Annotated in this window: 22 protein-coding genes, 1 tRNA gene and 1 pseudogene; 4 read left to right on the top strand and 20 right to left on the bottom strand. The window is 67.7% G+C overall.

Going from position 1 to position 20,301, the window contains the following annotated elements; genetic code table 11:
• On the bottom strand, window positions 1-447 hold the full coding sequence (locus tag WCE37_RS03485) for a DUF4410 domain-containing protein (protein ID WP_343278156.1): 447 nt from the start codon (window positions 445-447) through the stop codon (window positions 1-3).
• Between the two features lie 103 nt (window positions 448-550).
• Here WCE37_RS03485 and WCE37_RS03480 point away from each other — a divergent pair, with 103 nt between their 5' ends.
• Window positions 551-1,837: a DUF445 domain-containing protein gene (locus WCE37_RS03480; RefSeq protein ID WP_343278155.1), complete on the top strand. Its 1,287-nt coding sequence runs from the start codon at window positions 551-553 to the stop codon at window positions 1,835-1,837.
• 49 nt (window positions 1,838-1,886) lie between these two features.
• On the opposite strand, the pseudogene WCE37_RS03475 reads toward WCE37_RS03480, so the two are convergent.
• The 3 genes and pseudogenes from WCE37_RS03475 to WCE37_RS03465 all read right to left on the bottom strand — a co-directional run.
• Window positions 1,887-2,057, bottom strand: a pseudogene (locus WCE37_RS03475) (HupB); the annotation flags it as partial.
• Between the two features lie 25 nt (window positions 2,058-2,082).
• Window positions 2,083-3,126, bottom strand: coding sequence for an SDR family oxidoreductase (locus tag WCE37_RS03470; protein WP_343278154.1), 1,044 nt, complete (start codon window positions 3,124-3,126; stop codon window positions 2,083-2,085).
• 114 nt (window positions 3,127-3,240) lie between these two features.
• A complete protein-coding gene (locus WCE37_RS03465; RefSeq protein ID WP_343278153.1) occupies window positions 3,241-4,191 on the bottom strand; it encodes a Ku protein in 951 nt (316 codons plus the stop codon).
• An 87-nt stretch (window positions 4,192-4,278) separates the two neighbouring features.
• On the opposite strand from WCE37_RS03465, the gene WCE37_RS03460 reads away from it, so the two are divergent.
• Together WCE37_RS03460 and WCE37_RS03455 are read left to right on the top strand one after the other, a co-directional pair.
• Window positions 4,279-4,899, top strand: coding sequence for a DUF4142 domain-containing protein (locus tag WCE37_RS03460; protein ID WP_343278152.1), 621 nt, complete (start codon window positions 4,279-4,281; stop codon window positions 4,897-4,899).
• A gap of 58 nt (window positions 4,900-4,957) precedes the next feature.
• Window positions 4,958-5,032: transfer RNA gene (locus WCE37_RS03455), tRNA-Val, on the top strand.
• A gap of 246 nt (window positions 5,033-5,278) precedes the next feature.
• Here the strand turns inward: WCE37_RS03455 and WCE37_RS03450 are convergent.
• On the bottom strand, window positions 5,279-5,455 hold the full coding sequence (locus WCE37_RS03450; protein WP_343278151.1) for a hypothetical protein: 177 nt from the start codon (window positions 5,453-5,455) through the stop codon (window positions 5,279-5,281).
• Between the two features lie 392 nt (window positions 5,456-5,847).
• Here WCE37_RS03450 and WCE37_RS03445 point away from each other — a divergent pair, with 392 nt between their 5' ends.
• Window positions 5,848-6,537: an NYN domain-containing protein gene (locus tag WCE37_RS03445; RefSeq protein ID WP_343278150.1), complete on the top strand. Its 690-nt coding sequence runs from the start codon at window positions 5,848-5,850 to the stop codon at window positions 6,535-6,537.
• 83 nt (window positions 6,538-6,620) lie between these two features.
• Here WCE37_RS03445 and WCE37_RS03440 read toward each other — a convergent pair whose 3' ends face one another.
• The 15 genes from WCE37_RS03440 to WCE37_RS03370 all read right to left on the bottom strand — a co-directional run bounded on the left by WCE37_RS03440 (window position 6,621) and on the right by WCE37_RS03370 (window position 20,227).
• On the bottom strand, window positions 6,621-7,988 hold the full coding sequence (locus WCE37_RS03440) for a phage terminase large subunit (protein WP_343278149.1): 1,368 nt from the start codon (window positions 7,986-7,988) through the stop codon (window positions 6,621-6,623).
• Window positions 7,978-8,397: a hypothetical protein gene (locus WCE37_RS03435; RefSeq protein WP_343278148.1), complete on the bottom strand. Its 420-nt coding sequence runs from the start codon at window positions 8,395-8,397 to the stop codon at window positions 7,978-7,980. Before WCE37_RS03435 ends, WCE37_RS03440 begins: the two co-directional genes overlap by 11 nt.
• Window positions 8,398-8,500: 103 nt before the next feature.
• Window positions 8,501-9,115: a hypothetical protein gene (locus WCE37_RS03430; protein WP_343278147.1), complete on the bottom strand. Its 615-nt coding sequence runs from the start codon at window positions 9,113-9,115 to the stop codon at window positions 8,501-8,503.
• Window positions 9,112-9,534 (bottom strand): hypothetical protein, encoded by a 423-nt coding sequence (locus WCE37_RS03425; protein WP_343278146.1) that lies wholly within the window; start codon window positions 9,532-9,534, stop codon window positions 9,112-9,114. The genes WCE37_RS03430 and WCE37_RS03425 overlap by 4 nt, the downstream gene beginning before the upstream one ends.
• 174 nt (window positions 9,535-9,708) lie before the next feature.
• Complete coding sequence (locus WCE37_RS03420; RefSeq protein WP_343278145.1) at window positions 9,709-10,725, bottom strand: major capsid protein; 1,017 nt, start codon at window positions 10,723-10,725, stop codon at window positions 9,709-9,711.
• A 180-nt stretch (window positions 10,726-10,905) separates the two neighbouring features.
• The gene (locus WCE37_RS03415) at window positions 10,906-11,448 is read right to left on the bottom strand and encodes a hypothetical protein (protein WP_343278144.1); all 543 of its coding nucleotides are present in this window, start codon (window positions 11,446-11,448) and stop codon (window positions 10,906-10,908) included.
• 385 nt (window positions 11,449-11,833) lie between these two features.
• Entirely contained in the window at window positions 11,834-13,696 is a 1,863-nt protein-coding gene (locus WCE37_RS03410; protein ID WP_343278143.1) for an AAA family ATPase, read from the bottom strand.
• Window positions 13,693-14,163 (bottom strand): hypothetical protein, encoded by a 471-nt coding sequence (locus tag WCE37_RS03405; protein ID WP_343278142.1) that lies wholly within the window; start codon window positions 14,161-14,163, stop codon window positions 13,693-13,695. Before WCE37_RS03405 ends, WCE37_RS03410 begins: the two co-directional genes overlap by 4 nt.
• Window positions 14,160-14,369: a hypothetical protein gene (locus WCE37_RS03400; protein ID WP_343278141.1), complete on the bottom strand. Its 210-nt coding sequence runs from the start codon at window positions 14,367-14,369 to the stop codon at window positions 14,160-14,162. Before WCE37_RS03400 ends, WCE37_RS03405 begins: the two co-directional genes overlap by 4 nt.
• Window positions 14,366-14,560, bottom strand: coding sequence for a helix-turn-helix domain-containing protein (locus WCE37_RS03395; protein WP_343278140.1), 195 nt, complete (start codon window positions 14,558-14,560; stop codon window positions 14,366-14,368). The genes WCE37_RS03400 and WCE37_RS03395 overlap by 4 nt, the downstream gene beginning before the upstream one ends.
• A gap of 236 nt (window positions 14,561-14,796) precedes the next feature.
• Entirely contained in the window at window positions 14,797-14,973 is a 177-nt protein-coding gene (locus tag WCE37_RS03390) for a hypothetical protein (RefSeq protein WP_343278139.1), read from the bottom strand.
• Window positions 14,974-15,005: 32 nt separating this feature from the next.
• Entirely contained in the window at window positions 15,006-16,172 is a 1,167-nt protein-coding gene (locus tag WCE37_RS03385; protein WP_343278138.1) for a tyrosine-type recombinase/integrase, read from the bottom strand.
• Between the two features lie 221 nt (window positions 16,173-16,393).
• Window positions 16,394-17,629 (bottom strand): EAL domain-containing response regulator, encoded by a 1,236-nt coding sequence (locus WCE37_RS03380; protein ID WP_343278137.1) that lies wholly within the window; start codon window positions 17,627-17,629, stop codon window positions 16,394-16,396.
• Window positions 17,626-18,447, bottom strand: a complete 822-nt coding sequence (locus WCE37_RS03375; protein ID WP_343278136.1) for a response regulator — start codon at window positions 18,445-18,447, stop codon at window positions 17,626-17,628. The genes WCE37_RS03380 and WCE37_RS03375 overlap by 4 nt, the downstream gene beginning before the upstream one ends.
• A gap of 133 nt (window positions 18,448-18,580) precedes the next feature.
• Window positions 18,581-20,227, bottom strand: a complete 1,647-nt coding sequence (locus tag WCE37_RS03370; RefSeq protein ID WP_343278135.1) for a serine hydrolase — start codon at window positions 20,225-20,227, stop codon at window positions 18,581-18,583.
• Window positions 20,228-20,301: the final 74 nt, after the last annotated feature.

The raw sequence follows: 20,301 nt of genomic DNA, 5'->3' as shown, positions 1-20,301 counted from the left end.
CTATTGCAAGCGGTCGACGATCTCGGTGGCGTGGTTTTCCAGCAGTCCGGCCGATGTCAGCCATGCCGAGGCGTTGAAGGTCTCCACGTCGAAATGCCCCAGCACGCGGCCGTCAGGCGAGACCAGGCGGACCGTACTGGCGACCTTGTCGCGGCCGGCCATGATCCCGGCCCAGAGCCGCGCACCGTCGGAACGCAGGCGAAAATGCGTAAGGGTCACCTCGACCTTGACCGCGTCGCCGCCCTCGGCCAACAGGCCGCGCTCCTTCAGCTTCTGCCCCAGGTGTCGTTCAAGCGTGCTCAGGCCCTCCGCATCCGCATCGCCGTTGTTCTTTATCTCGAACGAATATTTCTGGTTGTCGGCTGCGGTGTAGGGCTGGTGCACGACGCTGGTGGTCGAGCAGCCGGCGAGCAGGGCGCCGAGGAGGATCGCGTGGAATGCTTTCATGCATGACTCCTGACCTGATTTACCGCCACACGGTATCCCCCGCCGGATCCACCCCGCAATGAGGGCTGACCCGGGCATCCGCCGCGCGCGCTAACCTGTGCAGATGCCGCCCCCCGTCCTCGACCCCCGCGAAGCCGCACTGCGCAGGCGCAAGGCCATCGCACTGGCGCTGCTGGTGTTTGCCGGCCTCGCACTTCTCGTGGTCTCGGTGCTGGAACGGACCCATCCGCACTGGGCCTTCGGCTTCATGGCCGCGGTTTTCGAGGCGGCGCTGGTGGGCGGTCTGGCCGACTGGTTCGCCGTGGTCGCATTGTTCCGCCATCCGCTGGGCATGGGCTGGATCCCGCATACCGCGATCATCCCGTCGAAGAAGGACGCGCTGGGCGCGAGCCTGGCCGACTTCATCAGCGACAACTTCCTCGGCACCCGCCAGGTGGCCGACAAGCTGCAGACGATGGACATCGCCGGCTCCGTCGCCGCCAAGCTCGCCGACTCCGCGTTCTCGCAGACCATGGGCCGTGCCGTGGCCAACGCCCTGCCCCGGATCCTCGACGCCCTCGACAGCGAAGAGCTGCACCGCTTCCTGCACCGCATCGCCGATGCCCGCCTGCGCCAGGTCGACCTGTCCGGCGTGGTCGCGGTGGTGCTGCGCCAACTCACCGACGAAGGCCGCCACCAGGCGCTGGTCGATGCGGGCCTCGCGTATGCGGGCGAAGTGCTGGCCGCACCGGGTACCCACGCACGCATCTCCGACATGGCCTCGCGCGAGCTGTGGAACGTGCTGCGCTACCTGAAGCTCGAGGGCGTGGTGGCCGACAAGGTCGCGGACAAGCTGGTGTCCGGCATGAGCGGGATGCTCAACGACATGGCCAGCGACCGCGACCACGAGATGCGCCAGCGCATCGGCGTCGAATTCGAGCGCCTGATCCTGCGCCTGGAAGACGACCCCGGCCTGCAGGAGCGCGTGAACGCGTTCCGCGACCAGCTGATCCAGGACTCCGACCTGTCGCGCTACCTGCGCAGCCTGTGGCAGGACCTGTCCGGCTGGATCCGCGAGGACGTGCAGCGGGGGGATTCAGCCATCGCGGCGCGCACCGCCAGCGTGGGCGCAGAGATCGGCGCACGGCTGGCGGCCGACGACGACATGCGGGCATGGATAAACGGCGGCATCGTCGACCTGATCCTGCCCGAGGTGGAGCGCTACCGCGAAGGCATCCGCGGCTTCATCGTCGAGCGCGTGCGGCAGTGGAGCGCGGACGAACTGACGCGCGAACTCGAGCTCGCCGTCGGTTCGGACCTCCAGTTCATCCGCTACAACGGCACCGCGGTGGGCGCGCTGATCGGCGGCATCCTGTACGTCCTGGTGCACGGCATCCAGCGGCTGGTGTGAGCGCCCCGCGCAAGCGCACGTCGAGCGGCATTCCCGCGGGCTAGGAGTCTTTGCGACCCGACCCGGACTTCTTGCCGCCGCCGTCCTGCTTGTTCACCGTGGCCCAGGCGATGCGCTCGGCATCTTCCTTAGACCGCCCCTGCTCGCGTTCGCTGTCCTCGATGTGTTCGGCCTGGCGCTTCTGCTTGTCGGTGTACGACGACTTGTCTCCACGGCTCATGACGGCCTCCTGGGCTGTTGATGGATCATCCGCGCGGCCCGCCCATCACCGGCAGGATCGCGCCGTTCACGTACGAGGACATCACCGGCGAGGCCAGGAACACATAGGCCGGCGACAGCTCTTCCGGCTGCGCGGGGCGACCCATGTCGCTGTCCTTACCGAAGTCGGCGACGTCCGGTGCCGCCTTGTCGGCGGGATTGAGCGGCGTCCACACCGGGCCAGGCGCCACGCAGTTCACGCGGATGCCGCGGCCCAGCAGGTTGCTGGCAAGCGACTTGGTGAAGGCGTGGATCGCGCCCTTGGTCGCGGAATAGTCGAGCAGCTTCGGATTGCCGAAGATCCCGGTTTCCGAACCGGTGTTGATGATGCTGGCGCCCTCCTCCATGTGCGGCAGCACGGCGCGCGCCATGTGGAAGTAACCGGCGAGGTTGGTCTGCAGGGTTTCCTGCAGGTGCTCGTCGGTGAGGTCTTCCAGCCGCTCGACGTGCTGCTGGAAGGCCGCGTTGTTGACCAGCACATCGAGCCTGCCAAAGGCCTTGGCGACCTTGCCTACGGCGCGTTTGCAGAATTCCGGGTCGCGCACGTCGCCGGCGATGACCAGGCAGCGCCGTCCTTCGGCTTCGACATGGCTCCGGGTTTCCTCGGCGTCGGCGGCCTCGGCCAGGTGCAGCACGGCGACGTCCGCACCCTCGCGCGCGAACAGCACCGCCACCGCCCGGCCGATGCCCGAGTCGCCCCCGGTGACGATGGCGGCCATGCCTTCAAGCTTGCCGCTGCCGGCGTAGTCCGGCGCCAGGAAGCGCGGCTGCAGATCCAGCGCGTGTTCATTGCCCGGTTTGGCCAGGTGCTGCTCCGGCATCGGGTTGGTCGGCTGACGTCGCGTGCCTGCCTGGGCAGCCTTCTTCTTCGCCGGCGCCTTTTTCCTTGCGCGTTTGGCGGCCTGGCCGGCCTGCTGCTGGATGTCGCGCTGACGCTCGACGGTGCGGCTGGCATCCGCTTGCTTCGCTGCGGTCTGCGGGCTCTTCGCCGCGCTTGTCGCCGTCTTCTTCGCTGCCTTCTTCGTTGCCATCGGACACTCCACCACAGGACATGGCCCTGGACGCTAGCGCCGCCGGCGTTTCCGCGACGTCATCGCCGCGTGCAGGCCGCGTCACGCCGCGGCGGCGCACGCACCGCGCACGCCTCATCCAGCCTTGCGCGCGGGCGCCTTCGCCGCCTTGCGTGGCGAAGCGCCCTTTGCGGACTTCTTCTTCGCCGCTTTCTTCGTGGTCTTTTTCGCGGCTTTTGCAGCCGACTTCTTCGCGCCCTTGGCGGCCTTCTTGGCCGGCGTCCGCCGCTTGCTGCCGATGCTCTTCTCCAGCAGCGCCATGAAGTCGACCACGTTGGTGGTCGCATCCTCCGGGACATCGCGCTCTTCGTCATCGGGCCTGGCGACCACGCCCTGCGACTTCATGCGGTCGCGGATCACCTTCTCCAGGCGCTCGCGGAACTCGTCCTTGTAGCCGGACGGATCCCAGTCGCCGCTCATCGACTCGATGAGCTGCTTGGCCATCTCCAGCTCCTTGTCGGTGATCCGGTAGTCGCCGGTGTTCCCCTCCGGCAACCGGTGGTCGGCGGGGTCCACGATCTCCTGCGGATAGCGCAGCAGCATCAGGATCAGGGCATCACCCTGCGGCAGCACCGCGCAGAGGTATTCGCGGGTGCGGACCACCACCCGGGCGATCCCGGCCTTGCCGGTGTCGCGCAGGGTCTCGCGCAACAGCACGTAACCCTTCTCCGCCTTCTTCGCGGGCACCAGGATGTAGGGCTTCTCGAAGAACTGCGGCGGGATGTCCGTGGCATCGATGAAGTTCTCCACCTCCACCGTTTCGTGGCTCTCCGACGCCGCCGAACGGATGTCGTCCTTCTCCAGCACCACGTAGCTGCCCTTGTCGTACTCGAAGGCCTTGACCACGTCCTTCCAGGGCACCTCCTCGCCGGTTTCGGCGTTGACCCGCTCATAGCGCACGGGGTGGTTGTCGCGCGAATCGAGCATGCGGAAGCTGAGGTCCACGCGCCGTTCGCCGGACATCAAGGACACGGGCACGTTCAACAGGCCGAAGCTCAGGGTGCCGGTCCAGATCGGTCGCGCCATGGTGGCCTCGCAGCGGTGGGGGCGGACCGCCGACCTTAGGCGCGGCGCGGTGAGACAGCGGTGAAGCCCGACGGCCGGCCGTGAAGCATGCGCGGGCACCCCCGGTCTTCACGCCTGCCCGACCCGCGGATTGCTGTGCTGCACCGGGTCACCCCCACCCGAAAGGAGTCCCCCATGATCCTCAAAGCCATCCGACTTGCGATGCTCGCCGGCGCCGGCGTCGCGGCCTGGAAAGCCTTCAACAATCGCCAGGGCGGAACGCAGGCCGCCGGCTCGTTCTTCCAGGAGGCGCTGCAACGCGGCGTTGCTGACGTCGAGGCCGCGCGTTCCGCCCAGCTGCGCGGCGCATCGGCAGAACTGAGGCGCTTCGCGCAGCAGCTCGAGCACGACCACGGCCAGCTCAACCAAGGCCTTGCCGACGCCGCCGGCATCGATCTCCCGGAACCCGATGACCGCCAGCGCAAGGCGCTGCACGCGCTCGATGACCACCAGGGCGCGGCCTACGATCGCGCCTGGCTGCGGCACATGGCGCGCGGCCATGCCGGCGCGATCCGCCTGTATCAGCGCGCGGCCGACGCCGATGGTCCCGGAGCCGCACTGGCAGCCGGGGCGCTCTCCACGCTGCGCGAGCATGCCCGTACCATGGAGGATCTGCGGAGCAATTCGACGCGAACCGGGGCACGTCACGCGCCGCAGGCGACGGCCTGACCCCGAGCGGCGCTTGCCACAGCCCCTGGGCTATACCGTATACTTCGCGCCCTGCTTGGGGCGGTTAGCTCAGCGGTAGAGCATTGCCTTCACACGGCAAGGGTCGCAGGTTCGATCCCTGCACCGCCCACCATCTAAACCCTTGATTCTCAAGGGTTTTTTTGTGCCTGGCCTACCTTGGCCCTAGCCGTACGGACGTTTGTACGGAAAGGCTGGGGCGACTCCCCCACGGCATGACGCGGCATTCTCCGATCCCGCACGATTGCGCGAAATGCCACGCTGCGCCCATGCCAGCAACCGCAGGCGCGGCGCCCCTCGCAATGCAGGGCGCAGCCATCCACCCTGCGGGCCGTCGCATGGATAGCGGCGGTGCTGGCAGCTACGCCTTCGGCGGGCAGTCCTTCCACCAGTCCTTGCGATGCCGCCCTTTCCTGCGAGCGTTCTCTTTCGCTTCGGCAGCGCGGCGTTCTTCCGGCGTCCGCGTGTCGCGCAGCATCAGGTGTGCCAAGGGATCGGGTCCAGGTGTCGGCGGGGCGGGCTTGTCGTGGTCGGCCATGGGCTCAGGATACGCCCGCCCGTCGCAGCGGTAGCTAGCCTCACCGTGCCCGGACTAGTCTCGCGCCATGTGGCGCCCAAGCTTGCAACGGAACCGCCGGACCAGCATGGCTGGGTCCAAAAGGTCGGCTGGATTCTCGTCAATGACGAGGGCGAGCCGTACGTTCACCCGGAAGGCGGGATCGTGACGGGGTCCACGCGGGAGGAAATGCAGGAGCTGGCCGACGAGTTGAATGGGATGGGCGGGGAGCGAACCCGGCTCGGAGGCCAAAGTTAAGCTAGCTTGACAAGCTTTCCAGATCGTGACAATTTGTCAGCACATCTCCGGTGGCCCCTCGTGACCCCGGACCGCAGCGGCCCCGAAAGGGGCCGTTTGCCTTTGTGGGGGAATGAATGCGCACCGCTGTCTATGTTGACGGGTTCAACCTGTATCACTCTGCTCTTGAGTCCCGGCCTGAAATGAAATGGCTGGATCTCAAGGCATTCGCAACGGCGGTGCTACCGCCGAATCACACGGTTGTCGCCGTGAAGTATTTTACTGCTCGGGTGAAGGGTCAAGACGGCTCAGGCGGCCCTCAGCGGCAAGACACGTACGTTCGCGCCCTCGAGCAGCACATCGGTGGCTTTGAGGTGCACTGGGGCAAGTTTACCGAACGGCCGAAATGGCGCCGTCTGGTGGAGGCGCCTACTTGTATTGACCCGCCCATGAAGCACGCGCGCATTCTACAGCGCGACGAGAAGGGCTCTGACGTAAGCCTGGCGGCGCATATGGTTAACGACGCTTGGGCCGATCTATACGACTGCGCAGCCGTGATCACGAATGACACTGATCAATGCGGCGCACTCAAGCTCGTGAGGAAACTTGAGAAGAAAGCGACCTTGCTTTCGACGGTGAACTTAACCAAACGTATGCCAGACACGTTGAACGATGAGGAACGGTCGGTTCCTAAATCGCTGCGCGAGTGCGTGGACCATGTCCGCTACTTCACGCTGAAGCATCTAGCGATTTCTCAGTTGCCAGAGCGTGTTCCACACAGGTCGAACGGGCGCTTCTACCTCCGGCCTCACGCATGGAGTGTCTAAACCCCTGCCCGCTCAAACACGTGTGGCGCCAGGCGCGACAACCCGCCGGGTAACGCGTGAGCGGCGCTTCTACTGCCGCAACGCTACGCCGCGAAGCCCAGGTTGATGCTCGTGGCGATCTGGATGCGCAAACAGCCATAGCGCGTGGCGTCGGCGGCGTGGTCCGGCGCGCTGCTGTCCAGGTCTTCGATCTTCTTGGCGTCGCGCGGCAGGTACGGGACCGTGCCCCACCAGTAACGGCACTCGCTCGAGACATACAGCCCGGCCACGTCCGGCTTGCCGGCGTTGGCCAGTAGCTTGCGCATCCGGTTCCATCCGGTCATGCGGTCGGCCTTGCGGGCCGGGATGAAGCGGACGCCGCATTGCCGGAACTCGTCGGCGATCGAGCCCGCCGCGTGGCCTGCCTTGGCGAAGCACGCATCATCCGCCACGCCCTGCGCGGGGATCTTCCACTTGCGGCACAGCGCCGCGATGTTCTCGGCCGTCTCCGGCACCGTCCACCCGAGGCCGGCGGTCAGGTTGCCGGTCTTGTGCGTGGCCAGCTCGTCGACCAGGACGATGCTGTTACGCGGGTAGTAGCGGCCGGCGACGGTGCCCTCGCGTCCACCGGGCGACACGGCGCAAATGTAGGTGGCAGATGGGGCGCTGCTGCCCCAGTCGTGCGCCAGGTACGTCTTCCAGCCCTCGGGGATGCTGCCCCACGCCTCGACCATGTTCCGCTTCTCGTCGAGCACGCTGGCGAAGTACGCGCCACGGTTCACGGCCCAGTCGCCATCGACCCATGCGCGCAACAGCTCGGGATCGTCCGGGCACGCTGCCTCGAGCTGGTCCCGGTACTGCTCCCGGTCGATGAAGCGGTTGCCCGAGAAGGTCGACGGGGCGTAGATCCATTCCCGCTTGCTGCGCGGCTCGTGGAACACCGTCCACGCGGGAGCCCGCAGGGCATACCGGTGCGCCAGCCAGTGATGGCCGGGGCCGCCGGGGTTGGCCGCCATGACCATGCGGATCGGGATGTCCTTGGGGCCGCGCATGTTGGAGCGCAACAGGTCGAGCAGGGACGGATCCGGGAACTGTCCGGCCTCGTCGACCATGAGCAGCGTAAAGCTGCGGCCCTGATACTTGGCGTAGTCGGCCTGCGACTCGAGTTGCCCCAGCTCCATGATGGCGCCGTTGGGGAAGCGCCAAAGGTGCTCGCTGGCGTTGTAACGGGCATCGGTGCCGTACACCATGCCGAACACGTCCCGGCACACCTGCTCGAAGTCGGCCAGCCCCTTGTAGCTGCGCCTGATGTAGAGCACGCGGGCGCGCTGCCCGTACTGCTCGACATGACGCAGCGCCAGGAGCGCGAGGGCGTAGCTCTTGCCACCGCCACGGCCGCCGCCGAGAAACAGGTCGAAGTCTTCCGGCACGGCCAGCGCGCCCTGCTGAAACTCGTTTAGCTCAAGCGTCATGCTCTAGCGCCCTCTTGTCCGGTTCGATCACGCGGCCCTGCGTCCACTGTTCCTTGGTCGCAGCGCCCGGCAGGGTGAATGTCACTTGCACGCGGTTCGCCTGCCCGGTCTGGTCGCCTTCGCGGTAGCCGTGGCGGGTCTTGAGCAGGAACATGGCCGCGGCGCCGTTGTCGGTGGCGAGCTTTCGCTTGAGTGCCTGGTAGAGCATCTGGTGCTCTTCCTCGACGCCCTCGTCATAGGCCGCCTCTAGGCGCTCGTCCTCTTCCATCCACCGCTTGAGCGTGGCCACGCCGACGCCGAAGCGCCGGGCCATGACCTTCTGCGGGACGGCTTCGGCCGCCCACTTGCGGAGCTTGTCGGCCGCGCCGCGCGGCGCCTTGTCAGGCGATGGGAGTCGCTGGCGGGTCACTTGTCCGCCTCCTCTTCCTTGGCCAACGCATCCACCAGGCCCTGCGTCTCCGGCCCCAGTGGCAGGATGGGCGTGTCGACCTCGATGTATTCGACGACGGACATTAGATCGCACCCAGCTTCCGCACGGTGATCCCGTCTCGCACCACCTGGTAGAGGATCAATTCGCCACCGATCGGGATCGCCGAGTCGGCTTCTTTGGCGCCAGCTACTTGGTGCGCAGCGGTAGCCTTCATGCCTGAAATTGTCGACAGATCGTCCGCGGTGATGCCCGAAACCTTCGGGGACAGGCTCCAGTTCACAATCTCATCGATCTGCCAGCCATGCGGCCGAAGTTCCGCGACACACGCTTTGATCCGCCCGAGGCGTTCTGACCAGCCGACGACGGTGATCTGGTGTTGTCCGATCAGGGGCCTATCAGCCGTGACGCCTTCGGATTTCATGGCGCCGTGGTGCAGGTGCTCGGCGGCGGTGAGAAGTGACGGCAACTGGGCCAGCACCTCATCAATGCGCCAGAACATGCCTGTCCTAAGAAGCGCGGTGTGCAGCTCTACCGACAGACCCAGGCCGCCGACGGAAGCCACGAGCACGTCGCCGTGAATCATGGCCTTCTGCACGTTTAGGTAGATGGGGTTCTGCGGGTCGCGGTAATTGGCCGCCGCAGTGTCGACGGCCACAAGCGCCATGTCGGCGGTGACGTACGCGTTGCAGATGCTCATCCGCTCGCCCTCTCGCCGATGGCGGCGCCGGCGATGAACACACCCGCGTTGATCAGCGCAGCGCCCATCGCGGAGCCTGTCACCATGCCGCCAACGCCCGCGAAGCCGCCTGCCGCTGCCATGCCGCCCGTGAAGTACATCAGCGCAATGAACGCGACAATGTAGAGCGCCTGCTTGTTGACGGCACCGCGAGCCTCGATCACCGCGCCATGCTTCGGCTTCACTCGGCTCCACAGGTGAGCCGGCACCACGACGCCGCCGAGCTTGGCTTCCCACGTATCCGCTGCAAGGTCGATGTGGCGACCGAGGAACTCGGCGAGCGTCTCGCCTTCCTTGAGGTCGCAGGGGATGTGGCGCTGGCCTTCCAGCGTCACTGGGTGCGGAGTCACAACCAATTGGCCGCCAGTCATTGCGTTCATCAAATTGCCTCCTTGAGGCCGTGGCTTCCATTCATCGCAGCGCCCGATTGGCGATGCGCCTGAGCGTCGTTCCCTGTACTTCGCCTGCCATGTCACACGCAGGAAAAGGCCCGACGTGGGGCAGAACCGGAAGGAGCCCAGAACCTCCCCCCATCCCCACGCCGGGCGTAACGGTTAGAGCTTGTGGTGCAGGAACGCGAGCGGGATGTTCTTGCGCTCGTAGACGCGGTTCCAGTTGGCCGCGTTGGCCAGCTCGGCGATCGTCGGCGACTCGGCCGCGACGGCCGTCTCGACCCACGAGAAGCCCACCGGCTGCAGCGCGAGGTTGAAGCGGTTGTGCAGGATCTCCTGCCCGCCGCCGTTACCGGCCGCCTCGCGGTACTCGATCGCGGTGCCGGCCGCGACGCGCGGGGGCACGAAACCGTAGGCGATGGCGCCCGGCCCGAACAGCACGGACGTGTACGCCCACACCGCCGGATCGGTTTCCGGGTCGGCCGCCATGTTGACCTTCGGCATGTCGTCGTCGACCAGGATGGCCAGGCCGCGGAAGGTCTGGATGAAGCCGCCGCTCGACTGCGGGATGGTCTGGATCAGGTCGGCCTTGAGCGCCGCCGCGTAGGTGTCGGAGTGCATACCGATCGCGGTCACGTCGCGCAGGCTGTCACCCAGCGTGTGCGCCGCGTCGATCACGGCGCCCGCGCTGAACTTGGCCGCATCGCCGGTGCCGGCGGTGATGTCGACGCGCATGTCGCCGCCATTGGCCGCCACGTTGCGCGCGAGCACGCCGTTGAGGGTCGACACCAGCCGGCTCTGCAGCTGCCGGGTCCAGTAGGCCGACGAACGATCGCGGATGCGGTTCATGGCGTTGTCGCCGGCCATCTCGCTGGCGAAGTTCATCGCGCCCCAGCTCTTGGCCACGAACGCCTTGCGCACGAGCACGCGGGCCGCGCCGATCTTGCCGGGGGCGGACTCGTCGTCGGGGTCGTCGTTGACGATATCGGCCTCGTCGTTGCCGAGGTCGTTCCAGTTGGGAATGGTGAAGGCATCGGCGCCAGCGGACAGCTGGGCCTCGATCGCCGCATTGCGGGCCATGACGCCGGACTGCACCAGGGCAGACTTCTGCGCGGTGTTCTGGGCGACGTAGGCGGTGAACTCTTCGGGGACGATAACGTCCGAAAGACGGGTAGACATGGTGGTAGAGCCTCGAATCGGAAAGGAAGGATTCGGGCGAGGCACGGCCTTGCCAGTTGCCACCACCAGTGGCGTCTTACCGTGTGGCGTATGCGGGGCGCCACGAGCGCCCCGGTATCCACGATCCCAACGTACTAAGCCCCGCGCGTTAACTCAAGGTGTCGCGCGCGGGGCCGTTCATCACTTCAAGCCATAGGGCGACGGCGCCGGCTCGACGGGCTGCGCGGGCTGGCCGGACGGCGCCGGGATCCCGCCGCGGCTGCCGCTCGCACCGCAGCCCGTGGCACGCGACGCCACGGTGACGGACGCCAGGACACCCGCCGACGGGCACGCTTCCACCAGCGCGTACACGTCGGCCTCAGTGAAGTTGGCCGGGCGCGTGCCGTCCTTGTCGGGGAGCGTGGCCGGCTCGCCGTCCGCGGTCAGGATCACGGGGCCGGACTCGCCAAGCTCGAAGCGGTAATGCCGCCCGAACAGGGCAGCGAACACGTCCGCCGTGCCGGGCATGGCCACGCGGTCAAGCATGGCCTCTACAGGCGCGTCCAGGCGCACGGCGCGCACCTCGGCGCGGGCTGCGTCACGCTCGCCGTGTGCGGCCTCGAGCGCGGCTTGCGCCTCGCGTGCGGTCGTCTTCGCGGCCTTCGCCTCGGCGAGCAGTTCGATGTTCTTGGCGCGCAGGGCTTCCAGCTCGGCGGCCATAGCTTCTGGGGTCATCTGGGTCATGCGGGTAATCCTCTTTTGGGTGTGTGATTCCGTACTCGCGTCCGTAGTGGAGCGGTTCGGTTGATGAAACAGCTATAAACAAGGGGTTTAAGCGTTCTAACCTTTGCCGTGCGAGGGCAAACGAACCCCTCGCAGGCTGGGTCTGTTCATGTTTGTGAAGATAAAAACCTACTGGTCTAACGGCCAGAACGGCCGCAGGCGCTTGTAAGTGATTGATTTCATTGCCTTTTTAGGGCCTTAGGGGTGCGGGATTGCGTCCCTCCCCGCCCTCTTTCCCCTGCTGTCCAGCTGGACAGTGACCACTGGACACGGTGTCCATCGGTCAAGTGTCCAGCGCCGGGGGGGGTGTATACCCCCGGCTGGACAGACCCGGCCGTCCTAGGCTTTATGCGGCCTGCGGGGCTTTCAGCCAAACAGCCACGGATGACTTGGACACCCCCAACTGGACAGCGATTGTCCGCACCGACTGTCCAGCCTCCGCCAGCTCGATTGCCTTCTGGCGCTTGTTGCTATCGAGGATGGCGCCCACCTTGTCCCGCAGCGCGAGCGTTCCCGACTGCTCCGGGGAGCCGTCCGCCCCCACTACGTCCACGTTCACGGGCACCTTGTCGAAGGTGATCGGCCGGGGCTTGTCCCAGTCCTTCTCTTTCGTGCCGGTGAGCGTGATCGTCTTCTCGCCACCCGCGACCAGGAACTCGGAGTCGAGCGCGCCGTAACGTGCCGAGCTACCGCGCCCGCGCCCCTGCGTGTCCTTGTCGTGGCCGGTGTGGTGGATCGACAGCACGGTGCAGCCGAAGCGCGCCTTGAGCAGGTCTTTGGCCGCGATGAAGGCGCCCATATCCTCGGCGCTGTTCTCGTTGCGGCCACCCATCGCACGGGCGAGCGTGTCAATGATGATGAGTGCGGGTTTCTGGTTCTCTGCCGCCGCTGCCTCGGCCATCTCGTCGACCGAAATGGCCAGCTGGTCCGGCTCGCACAGCGACGCAAGCCCGCCGGAGACGTACACCGGGGCGTCGTCGATCGCGACGCCGTGCTCCTTGGCCCAACCGTCAAACCGCATACGCAGGCCACGCTGGCCTTCGCCCGCAAGGTAGAACACCACCCCTTGCGATACCGGGCGACCGTGCCAGGGCGTGCCAGTGGCGATGCACGCGGCCATGTCGACGGCCACAAACGACTTGCCGCCGCCGGAAGGGCCGATGATGCCGGCCGCCGTCTCCTTGACCAGGTAATCCTCGATCAGCCACTCGATCGGCCCGGACTGGATCTTCCCCAGCCGTGTGAGCCGCAGGATTGCCGGCCGCGGTGCAGCGGGATCAGCCACCGCCGGCACCGCGGGCGCCTTCCACTCGCCACCGCGCAGCTTGGCCAGCGCCCCGGCGAACAGCCGACGCAGCTCGCCGTCGTCGACGTGCCGGGTCCATCGCCCGCGGTCGCGTTCGGCGACGATGGCAAGCCACGCCACGTCCTCGGACATACCACCGGCCACCACCTCCCGCGCCAGTCGCCCCGTAAGCGTCAGGGCGTCCCCGTGGCGGTCAGCGTCCACCACGCGCGGGCCTTCGCCTTGTGGCGCCGCTGGTGCGGGCTGGCGGGGCTTGAAGGCCGTGCGGATGGTGTCGGCGGTGTACGCCTGCGTGCCCGACTCGTGGATGAGCTGCGACAGGTACGGCTCGCCTTTTGTGTGCAGAAAGCCGGGGAGCCGCATGATCCGCGGCAGGTCGCACACCTCGGCGTCGGAACCGTGGGCCGCGATGATCGCCTGCTGCGTCGCCTTGAACTCGTGAGTCTGCAGGCCGTCGAGCAGCCAATAGGCGTGGTGCTTGCCCCGGCTGCTCTCCACGATCATGTGCGGGTCGAGCGGCAGGTTTGACGGCATCGCCGCGGTCTTCGGCGGATCCCAGTCTGCGAACACCGCCCGGACGCGGGTGATATCCGCGGCCGTGGTGCCGCCCTCGTTAATGGTCACATAGATCCCGAAGCCCGCCGCATTGTCGGCCTGCAGCCGCGGTGCCACCTGGTCCAGGCTGCCGGCATAGTTCCGCACGGCCGCGCTGGTCGGATGGATCGTGCGGAAATGCCAGCGGTCGGCATCCTCGTCGAGCAGGGTCAGGAACCTGTCCGCCTGGGCGAGGTCCACTTGCGTTGAGGCTACCGCTCCGGTAGCTTTGGCCTTGAAGTTGACCGCTTCATTGCTTTGCACGAGCCCGGCTGCAACCGGGCTTTCGTGTGTCTGGGGTCCGATCATCGTTCCCCCCTTGCATACTCGAGCAGACGACGCGCGCACCAGTTGGCCTCGCGGATGTCGTCATGGTTCTGCTGCGGGCTGCCCTTGTGCGGGTCTAACGCGACCATGCCCGTGAGGCTTGCGACGCGCTCGCCGAGCCGTTCGATGCTGGCCAGCTGCGCCTTCTGCGCCTTCGGGGTCGGCTGCTTGCGCTTGTACTTGGCCAGCGCCTTCTCGATCCGGTCGACAAGCCAGCCGGCCCACAGCACGTCCTCGAGGTCATGGCTTGCGGCATCGCGCAGGGTCGCCTTGCCGCGCCGCAGGTGCTCGCGCAGCATCTTCCGGCCCTCGGGGTACTGCGCCGGCCAGTCGATCATCCTGCGGGCGTTGGCGACCGTCTGCGAGCGGACATACAGCGTGATCTCGCGTTCGGCCAGCTTCTGCTGCAGGGCTTCCTGCCCGCGGAATGGGCGATGCGCGGCGGTCATGCCGACGCCTCCTTCTGGTGCGCGACGTGGAGCAGAAGCGCCTCACGCTGCGCGCGGGCGAGGTTGCCGCAGTTGATGGCCATGAAAGCCGCGCTGCGGACGTAGGCCAAGGCTTGCTCGGCCGTCATGGCGAGCAGCGCGTTGACGCCCTCGTCGCCCATGAGGTTCGGCACCTCGATCACTCGGAAGCTGGGCTGCGCCTTCATGCCGCCACCCGCTCGAGGTTGCGAGCAATGAAGGCTTCCAGCTCGGAGCGCGCGATGAAGGTGCGGGCCTTGATCTTGAAGGCGCGGATCTCGCCCTCGTTGATGAGCGTGTAGATGAAGGGGCGGCTGCAGCCGATGACTTCGGCAGCCTTGCCGGGCGAGTACGCCAGCGCGGCGGGATGGTCGGACATGGTGTAGGCCTCTGAAATGCAAAAAGCCCCGGCCGCGGGAGCGGCGCAGGGCTTTCTGGGGGCGAAAAAAAAGCCCGCGGGTGGCGGGCTTGTGCGTGTGGGCTGCTTATAGCTTGCCCACGTTGAGAATCTTGCACCGGTTCAGAATATCAAGTCAACCACTGACGCCAGCTTCCACCCTAAGTCATTGATTCTGCGTTGCCGTGGCTCGCTGCGCGGCGAGGCATTGCGCAAACTCAGTCCTTCCCCAACAGCCCGCGTGCCATCGGGCAGGTGCTATGCACCGTGTCGACAGACGCCAGCATTGCCCGCACCCTGCGCAGCTCGTCGTCGGTCAATTGCGGCTCGCGCCGCTTGCTTGCGAACGCCAGCACCATCGGCTCAATAGCCGCCCCCCTCGCTTCCTCTGCCATGTTGCCCCCTTAGTGCCCGCGGACGCGGGCGATTAGATCATCTGGATCTGCGCGAGCTTGTCGCGCGCGGCACCGTGTACCAGGTGCCCGTAATGCTTCTCGATCATCGCCAGGGACGTTCCCGCCAGCTTCGCCACCGTGAGCAGGTCCATGCCGCCCACGATCGCGTCAGTAATCCACCCGTGCCGCAGGGTGTAGAGCACGACGGTCGGGGGCAGCCCCGCCTTCGCGGCTGCGGTCTTCACGAGCTGGCGCCAGTCGTGCGGCTGCCAAGGGGCGCCGCCGTTGGTGAACATGTACGCATTGGGCAGCTTGCCCTTGGCCAGCCGATCAAACAGCGCCTTGGCCGGCGGGGACAGCGGCACCCGGCGCTCGTGGCCCTTGGTGCGGAACGTGACGGATCCGCTCTTGCCGTCGTAGTCCTTGCGCAGCACCGCCGCAGGGTCGCCGGGACGGCAGCCCGTCAGGATGATGCACTCCATGACATCGCGGATCCCGGCGTCAGCGTGTGCCAGTAGGGCGCCGCGCTGCTGGCGGTCGAGGTACAGGTCGCGCCGCACGCCCGCCTTCTTGAAGGGCTTGACGCTCTGCCACTCGATTGCGCGCTCCGCAGCCACGCCACGCTTCGCCACCGCACGATTGAGCGCGGCCACGAGGGTGGTCCGCATCCGGTTCACGGACGCCTTGCTCAGTGGCTTGGCAACAGGCGGGCGCCCCTTGCGCACCGGCAGCGCGCGCAGGTCGCCCTGCTCCACCCGGTCGCGCCACGCCTCGATGTCGGCCTCGCGGACGCGGTGCAGGGCGATCTTGCCGAGACGGTCGGCGTAGACGGTGCGCTCGAAGCGGCGCTCCGCGTCGTCGGCGGTGGCCGTGCGCCCTTCCTTGCGCAGGGCAGCGACATACGCGCTGCAGGCGTCGCCCACGGTGCGCAAGCTGGTGTCGGTCACACCCGCGTCAATCGTCTTCTTGAAGTCGCCGGCCGCGGCCACGGCCTCCGCGTAATCCATGCGCTCGGTCGAGTCCAGGGACTTGTACTTCTGCTGGCCCTCGAACCGGTAACGCGCGATCCATGTGCCGTTGCCTTCGGCGTCGAGGGCGCGGAAGCCGACAAACAGCCCCTTGGCCACCGGGGTTCCCCAGTGAGGCTCCCGGCGGACTTCCCGTTCCTTGCGAGCCTTCTTGGTGTCGAGCTTGGCCATCTGGGCGTTTCCGTACGGACGTGGTACGGAAAACACTAGCAGACAGCAATTACAGAACACAAGGTCAAATCACTTGTCTATCAGTGGGTTAGACAACTCGCGGAACAGGCATTAACGGGGTTTCATGCCTTCACACGGCAAGGGTCGCAGGTTCGATCCCTGCACCGCCCACCAGTTGAATCGAAATGGCCACCCCTGCGGGTGGCCATTTTGTTTCCAGCCTAGGCGGCCAACAGGCCGTCCCGCCGGCTGGGCCAGGTCCTGATCCATGCAGCCACCTCGGACGCTGGCATGGGCTCGCCGAACAGCGCGCCCTGGCCCAGGTGGCAGCCCAGCGTGCGCAGGCAGTCGAGGTCGTCCCTCGCGTCCAGGCCCTCGGCCACGGCCTGCACGTCGAGCTCGCGGGCCAGTGCCAGCGCGGCCTGCACGATGGCCCGGCGCGGCGCGTCCCCGGCGGCACCGCGCACGAAGCCGCGGTCGATCTTGAGCTCCGAGAACGGTATGCCGCCCAGCTGGGCGAGGTTGGAGAACCCGGTGCCGAACTCGTCGATCGCCAGGCGCACGCCCTTCAGCCGCAAGCGGGTCATGATGTCGAGCTGGGCGCGCGGCTCCATCGGCAGGCGGCCCTCCGAGAACTCGAGCACCAGGCGCTCCAGCGGGAAGCCGGCGGCATCCGCCAGCCGCGCCACGCGGTCGGGAAATTCCAGGCTCGCCAGGGCCGCCATCGATACGTTCACCGACACGTCCAGGGCGCGGCCGGATCCGCTCCAGCAGCGCGCATCGTGCAGCGCGTTCGCCAGCACCACCCGCGTCAGCGGGCCCACGAAGCCCCCGTCCTCGGCCAGCGGCACCAGCTCCAGGGGCATGAGGATGCCGCGCGTACGGTGCTGCCACCGCACCAGCGCTTCAACGCCGACGATCTCGCCGGTGTGCAGGTCCAGCTTGGGCTGGTAGAGGTTGAACAGTTCGCCGGCAGTGATCGCCGCCTCGAGCGCAGCGGTGTCGGCGGCGCTTGCCGGGGCCACGGGCGGCGATGGGGCATTGGCCCCGGCCACTGGCCCGACGTTGGCTTCGCCCGCCTTGAGGAGCCGGCGCAGATCGACCGGCGTGACCGGCTTGGCCAGGCGCCCCAGCACGTCAAGCCCCTGGTCGCGAGCCAGCTGCTCGACCGCCTGCAGCACGCGCGCTTCGGCGCCACTGATCAGCACCAGCGCCCCCTTGTAGTCCATCGCCGCCAGGTGGCGGACGAACTCGACGCCATCCATGCCCGGCATGCGCAGGTCGCAGAACACCAGTCCGAAGCCCGCCGGGTCGGCCGACAGCAGCGCCAGCGCGTCCTCGCCGCGCGAACTCAGTTCGATGCCGGAATACCCGCTGTCGCGCAGGCCCATCGCCCGCAGCTGGATCTGCAGCAGGCGGGTGGTGAAGTCGTCGTCGTCGACTACCAGGATTTTCAAAGCCAGTTCCTCGTGATCTGCCATTCGCCGGCGGCGGGCTGTGCGCCGCGCCAGACGCGCATCGCGGCAAGCGCCGCGTCCAGTGCTCCAACCACCTCCGACACCATCGCTGCCAGCGCCTCGCTGCTGCCCGCCGCGCCCTGCTCCTCGAGCATCGCGCACAGCCTGCCAAGCGGCAGCGCGCCGACCGAGCGCGAAGAGGACTTGAGCCGATGGGCGAGCATCACCGCTTCGCCGGTGTCGCCATTGGCGGCCGCGCGCAGCAGCTCGGCGCGGATGCCCGTGGCGACGGTGTCGAAATAGGCGACGATCTCCACCATCACCAGGGGCTCGTCGCCGACGATCTCGCGCAGCGCGTGCACGTCGAACACCGCCACCGGTGCCGGCGTTGCGCCGGCCGGCGGCACTCCGCGCGTCCCCGGGGGCGGCGCGTGGGCCATCCAGCGGCCCAGCACCGCGCGCAGCCCTTCCAGCTGCAGCGGCTTGGCCAGGAACGCATCGAATCCGGCCTCGCGCGCACGCTCGGCCTGCCCCAGGCGTGCGTCGGCGCTGAAGGCGAGCACCGGCGTGCGGGGGCCTCCACCTTCCTCGGCGCGGATCTCGCGCACCATGGCGAAGCCGTCCTTGATCGGCATGTGCAGGTCGCTGAGCACCAGCGCGAAGTCCCCTTCGCGCCAGCGCAGCAGGCCCTCGTCGCCGTTGACCGCCATCTCGGCGGCCACGCCGACCATGGCCAGCTGCCGCGACAGCACGCTGCGGTTCATGGCCTCGTCTTCAACCACCAGAATGTGCCGGCCGGTGCCCGGGTCGTTCCTCATGCCCCCTCCGTGGACGCAGCGGAATGCCCGTTGCTGCTCTGCAGCATGCTACCGGCCCGGCGCGAAGGGGCCCGTGCCGCATGTCACAGACCGGACAGAGCCCCGGGGCAAACGGCGACTCAGTCCCACCGGATCAGGAGCAGTCGCCGATGCGCTCGAAGGCGAGATCCTCATAGTCGTAGCTGAAATCCGCGTCCGGATCGACCTTTGCCATGCTCAGGCGCGGCGGTCCACCGCCGTCGCCGGCCCGGAATTCCAGCCAGGCGTCGGCATCGGGGCCGAGGGTGTCGAAGTCGACCAGCAGGCGCTTGCCCGCCTGCAGCACCGGTCCCGCCAGCCGCGGCGACTTCAGCGACTCGAAGCGCACGCCCTCGCCTGCTCCGCACACCGTCGCCTCGCCGAACCACGGGTCGCGGTAACGACCCCGCCAGTGCGCCGCTCCGCCCGCCGGAACCGGCTGGCGGACGGGAGGAACCGGCGGCGCACCGTCCGCGGGAACAGGCGCCGCCGCAGAGCGTTCAGCGGCAAGCAGTTCCGCATAGTGATCCACCAGGCCACCACCGGAGGCCGTGGGAAGTCCCGGCCCGCAGGCTGACGCCGCGCAGGTGACGAGCTTCGACAGCGCCTGCTCGAGCACCGTCCGCGCCTCGCCGGCGTCGCTGTTGATCAGGATCACGAAGCCGACGCCAAGCTCCGGCAGCAGCGTGACCGCGGAGTACATCCCCGACAGCGTGCCGGTATGCGCCACCTTCTGCGTGCCGTCCACGTCGCTCAACCGCCAGCCGTGGCCGTAGGCCGAATAATGGCTGCGGTTCCAGTCGCGCATCCGCTGCGCCAGCGGCATGGGCATGTGCGCCGTCCATGCGGCTGCACGCTGTTCGGACGAGAGCCAGGGGCCTTGCCCTTGCCCGCTGCGACTACCCGCGCTCCCGCCTGCTCCGTCAGTCGTGTCGGGGTCCAGCCAGGCGCGCGTCCAGCGCAGCATGTCGTCCAGCCCGCAGCGCACGCCGCCGGCGGCCGCCATCGGCATGTCCGCCACCACCTCGCCATCGGGCCGCGCCACCCACGCGCCATCGCGCCACACGTGCGGGGCGGCGACACTACCGGCCTCGTCCACGCGCCATTCGCCGATCCTGCAGCCGTCCATGCCCAGCGGCCCGAATACCTCGCGCCGCATCAGCACCTCGTAGGGCGCGCCGCCGGCCGCCGCGGCCACTTCCCCGGCCACGATGTACAGCGTGTTGTCGTAGGCGTAGCGCGAGCGGAAGCTCCAGCGCGGCTTGAGGTGCGCCAGCCCGGCGATGACCTCGTCGCGGGTGAAGGAGTTGGGTTCCGGCCACAGCATCAGGTCGCCCGCGCCCGGGCCCAGGCCGCTGTTGTGGACCAGCAGGTCACGCACCTGGATCTCGCGCGTGACCCAGTCTTCGTGCATGCGGAAGGCCGGCAGGTGCTTCACCACAGGATCGTCCCAGGCCAGCTTGCCGGCATCGACCAGGCGCGCGAGCAGGGCCGCGGTCATGGCCTTGGAGTTGGAGGCGACTTTGAACAGGGTATCGCCGGCAATGGCCTCGCCACCGCCTGCCACGGCATTGCCACGGAGCTCGAGCTGCGGCTCCGCGCCGTCCACGACCACGCCCACCGCGATCCCCGGCAGGTCATAGCGCGCCACGACATCGTCAACCGCTGCCGTGATCGCGTCAGGTCGCACCTCGGCAGCGGGCAACGCGCCCGGCGCAAGAAAAAAAGCGGCCGTGAGTACGGCCGCGACAGGGACTGACATTCGATTGCACACCATCACCCGCTCCTGCTGGAACCGCCGCCGGCGCGTGCCGGCGGCGTCGCCATCATCGATGG

Origin of the sequence: Luteimonas sp. MJ250, assembly GCF_039548455.1 — a bacterium.
GTDB lineage: Bacteria > Pseudomonadota > Gammaproteobacteria > Xanthomonadales > Xanthomonadaceae > Luteimonas.
This window is presented reverse-complemented; position numbering and strand designations above follow the sequence as displayed.

What these genes read in the sequence shown, in the direction of transcription:
- WCE37_RS03485 (WP_343278156.1), bottom strand. Translation starts at nt 447, where the DNA reads ATGAAAGCATTCCACGCGATCCTCCTCGGCGCCCTGCTCGCCGGCTGC.
- WCE37_RS03480 (WP_343278155.1), top strand. Translation starts at nt 551, where the DNA reads ATGCCGCCCCCCGTCCTCGACCCCCGCGAAGCCGCACTGCGCAGGCGC.
- WCE37_RS03470 (WP_343278154.1), bottom strand. Translation starts at nt 3,126, where the DNA reads ATGGCAACGAAGAAGGCAGCGAAGAAGACGGCGACAAGCGCGGCGAAG.
- WCE37_RS03465 (WP_343278153.1), bottom strand. Translation starts at nt 4,191, where the DNA reads ATGGCGCGACCGATCTGGACCGGCACCCTGAGCTTCGGCCTGTTGAAC.
- WCE37_RS03460 (WP_343278152.1), top strand. Translation starts at nt 4,279, where the DNA reads ATGCGCGGGCACCCCCGGTCTTCACGCCTGCCCGACCCGCGGATTGCT.
- WCE37_RS03450 (WP_343278151.1), bottom strand. Translation starts at nt 5,455, where the DNA reads ATGGCCGACCACGACAAGCCCGCCCCGCCGACACCTGGACCCGATCCC.
- WCE37_RS03445 (WP_343278150.1), top strand. Translation starts at nt 5,848, where the DNA reads ATGCGCACCGCTGTCTATGTTGACGGGTTCAACCTGTATCACTCTGCT.
- WCE37_RS03440 (WP_343278149.1), bottom strand. Translation starts at nt 7,988, where the DNA reads ATGACGCTTGAGCTAAACGAGTTTCAGCAGGGCGCGCTGGCCGTGCCG.
- WCE37_RS03430 (WP_343278147.1), bottom strand. Translation starts at nt 9,115, where the DNA reads ATGAGCATCTGCAACGCGTACGTCACCGCCGACATGGCGCTTGTGGCC.
- WCE37_RS03425 (WP_343278146.1), bottom strand. Translation starts at nt 9,534, where the DNA reads ATGAACGCAATGACTGGCGGCCAATTGGTTGTGACTCCGCACCCAGTG.
- WCE37_RS03420 (WP_343278145.1), bottom strand. Translation starts at nt 10,725, where the DNA reads ATGTCTACCCGTCTTTCGGACGTTATCGTCCCCGAAGAGTTCACCGCC.
- WCE37_RS03415 (WP_343278144.1), bottom strand. Translation starts at nt 11,448, where the DNA reads ATGACCCAGATGACCCCAGAAGCTATGGCCGCCGAGCTGGAAGCCCTG.
- WCE37_RS03410 (WP_343278143.1), bottom strand. Translation starts at nt 13,696, where the DNA reads ATGATCGGACCCCAGACACACGAAAGCCCGGTTGCAGCCGGGCTCGTG.
- WCE37_RS03405 (WP_343278142.1), bottom strand. Translation starts at nt 14,163, where the DNA reads ATGACCGCCGCGCATCGCCCATTCCGCGGGCAGGAAGCCCTGCAGCAG.
- WCE37_RS03400 (WP_343278141.1), bottom strand. Translation starts at nt 14,369, where the DNA reads ATGAAGGCGCAGCCCAGCTTCCGAGTGATCGAGGTGCCGAACCTCATG.
- WCE37_RS03395 (WP_343278140.1), bottom strand. Translation starts at nt 14,560, where the DNA reads ATGTCCGACCATCCCGCCGCGCTGGCGTACTCGCCCGGCAAGGCTGCC.
- WCE37_RS03390 (WP_343278139.1), bottom strand. Translation starts at nt 14,973, where the DNA reads ATGGCAGAGGAAGCGAGGGGGGCGGCTATTGAGCCGATGGTGCTGGCG.
- WCE37_RS03385 (WP_343278138.1), bottom strand. Translation starts at nt 16,172, where the DNA reads ATGGCCAAGCTCGACACCAAGAAGGCTCGCAAGGAACGGGAAGTCCGC.
- WCE37_RS03375 (WP_343278136.1), bottom strand. Translation starts at nt 18,447, where the DNA reads ATGAGGAACGACCCGGGCACCGGCCGGCACATTCTGGTGGTTGAAGAC.
- WCE37_RS03370 (WP_343278135.1), bottom strand. Translation starts at nt 20,227, where the DNA reads ATGTCAGTCCCTGTCGCGGCCGTACTCACGGCCGCTTTTTTTCTTGCG.